Source organism: Nocardia brevicatena NBRC 12119 (assembly GCF_000308495.1).
Taxonomy (GTDB): domain Bacteria; phylum Actinomycetota; class Actinomycetes; order Mycobacteriales; family Mycobacteriaceae; genus Nocardia; species Nocardia brevicatena.
Map to the genome: position 1 here is coordinate 1 of NZ_BAFU01000077.1, position 2,406 is coordinate 2,406.

The 2,406-nt window shown below is 65.8% G+C and carries 1 protein-coding gene; it reads right to left on the reverse strand.

The features are described from left to right. A partial coding sequence (locus ON20_RS22335; protein ID WP_245547392.1) for a condensation domain-containing protein occupies nt 1–2,378 on the reverse strand: 2,378 nt, incomplete at its 3' end. Nucleotides 2,379–2,406 lie beyond the last annotated feature (28 nt).

Genomic DNA, 2,406 nt, shown 5'->3' on the forward strand with positions numbered 1-2,406 from the left:
ATGCCGACCATGTCGTCCAGCACGGCCGCCCCGCGTCCGGCGATCGGTGTGCCGATCGGGATATCGGTGCTTGTGCTCATCCGAGCCAGCAGAACCGCCAATGCGGCATGGATCACCATGAAAAGCGACGAACCATGCCGACGCGCCAACTCTCGCAGCGCCCCGATCAACTCCACGTCCAGGGTGTAGTCGAGCGTGGCACCCCGATGCGACGCCACCGTCGGCCGTGGCCGATCGACCGGCAAACGAAGCTCCTCGACGACTCCGTCCAAGGCCTCGGTCCAATACCGAACCTGCTGGGCGACCAGCGATTCCGGGTCGTCGGGCGAGCCGAGGACGGCTTGCTGCCACAACGCGTAATCCGCGTACTGGACAGGCAGAGGCGCCCACGACGGGGCTTCTCCACGGACCCGTGCGGCGTACGCGGTCGCCACATCACGGGCCAGCGGCACCATCGAAAAGCCGTCCGCGGCGATGTGGTGCACCACAACGGCCAACACGTATTCCGGTTCCGTACCGCCATCCGTACGGAACAGCCGGGCGCGCACCGGCACCTGGGTGCTCACATCGAAGCCTTCGGTGACGAATTCGGTAACCGTGGCGATCAGCCGATTCGGCGGAACAGGTACCGGAGCCGGCTCGCGATCGACGTCGTCGACGGGTTCGATCAGCTGGATGAGCGTCCCGTCGTGATCCGGGTAGCGGGTTCGCAAGGACTCGTGCCTGCGCAACACGTCGACCATGGCGGATCGCAGGGCGTCGACGTTCAACTCGCCACGCAGCCGAATCACGATCGGCACGTTGTACGCGCCAGAAGTGGTGTCGTACTGGTTGAGAAACCACATCCGTTGCTGGGCCGGCGCCAACGGCACGAGATCGGGGCGCGGCCCGGCGATCAGTGGCGGACGCTGCCGTCCTCTACCGGCCTGTTGCTCGATACGGGGTGCGAGCGTCGCTACTGTAGGCGCCTCGAACAGCAACTGCACCGGAATCTCGGTATCCAATGCGGCCCCGAGACGCGCGGCGACCCGCGTCGCGCCCAAGCTGTCGCCGCCGAGGGCGAAGAACGAGTCGTCGAGTCCGACGGTGTCGGTGTGCAGTACGTCGGCGAATGTTTCCGCGATGGTGCGCTGGATGGGGGTTCGCGGCGGGCGGAACGGTGCGGTGTCGGTGAACACCGGTTCGGGTAGGGCCTTGCGGTCGAGCTTGCCCGTGGGTGTGAGTGGGAGGTGGTCGAGCACCATGATCGCCGACGGGATCATGAAGGACGGGAGCCGACGGGCGAGGTGTTCGGTCAGGGCCGTGGTATCGATCGTATGCCCGGAGGCTGCGACGACGTAGCAGACCAGTCTCTGGGTGCCGGAGTTGTCGCGGTGGCCGATCGTGGTGGCGAAGCCGACGTCCTGGTGGGCGGTGAGGGCGGCATCGATCTCACCGAGTTCGATACGCAGACCACGGATCTTGACCTGGAAATCGGACCGGCCCAGGTATTGGATCGTTCCGTCGGGCCGCCACCGGGCCACGTCCCCGGTGCGATACATACGCGCGCCGGGTGCCCAGGGGCAGGCCGGGAAACGCTCGGCGGTCAGGCCCGCCCGCCGATGGTATCCGCGGGCCAGCAGCGGACCGGCGATATACAGCTCACCCGCCACCCCCACCGGTACCGGTTGCAGCCGCTGATCCAGCACCCACGCCCGAACGCCGCGAATCGGTTCGCCGATGGTCACCAGCTCGCCCGCCTCCAGTGGCGAGGTCAACGTGGCGGCGATGGTGGTCTCGGTGGGCCCGTACTCGTTGTAGATACGACGACTCCGGCCCCAACGCTCGACCAGCTCGGTGCCGTACTCTTCGCCACCGACCACCAGGTCACCCAAATCCGGCAGCGGCCACCGGCCGCGGTCCACGGTGGACAGCACAGAAGGTGTGATGAGGGCATGGCTGATGTGTTCGCGATCGAGCAGCCGACCCAACTCGTCACCACCGAACACGGCATTGGGCGTGATGACCATGGTCGAGCCCGTGCACAACGCCAGCAGAAGTTCCAAAACCGCCACATCGAAACTCGGTGACGCCGAATGCGCGACACGGGAAGAAGGCCCGATACCCATCGCATTCCGATGTACGGCAACGCAGTTACCGAGCCCTCGATGGGTTACCGCCACCCCCTTGGGCAGACCGGTCGAACCAGAGGTGTAGATGATGTAGGCGACATCGTCCACACGTAACCCACGCACCCGCTCCCCGTCGGCGACCGGACGGTCACCGGCCTCGTAGAGATTGTCGAGGTCATCGAGTATCTGCCAGTCGATGGTGTCGGGCAGTTGTGGGCGTATAGGGGATATGGTGAGGCCGATCATCGCTTTCGAATCGGTCGCCATATGGGTGATGCGCTCGGCGGGATAGGCC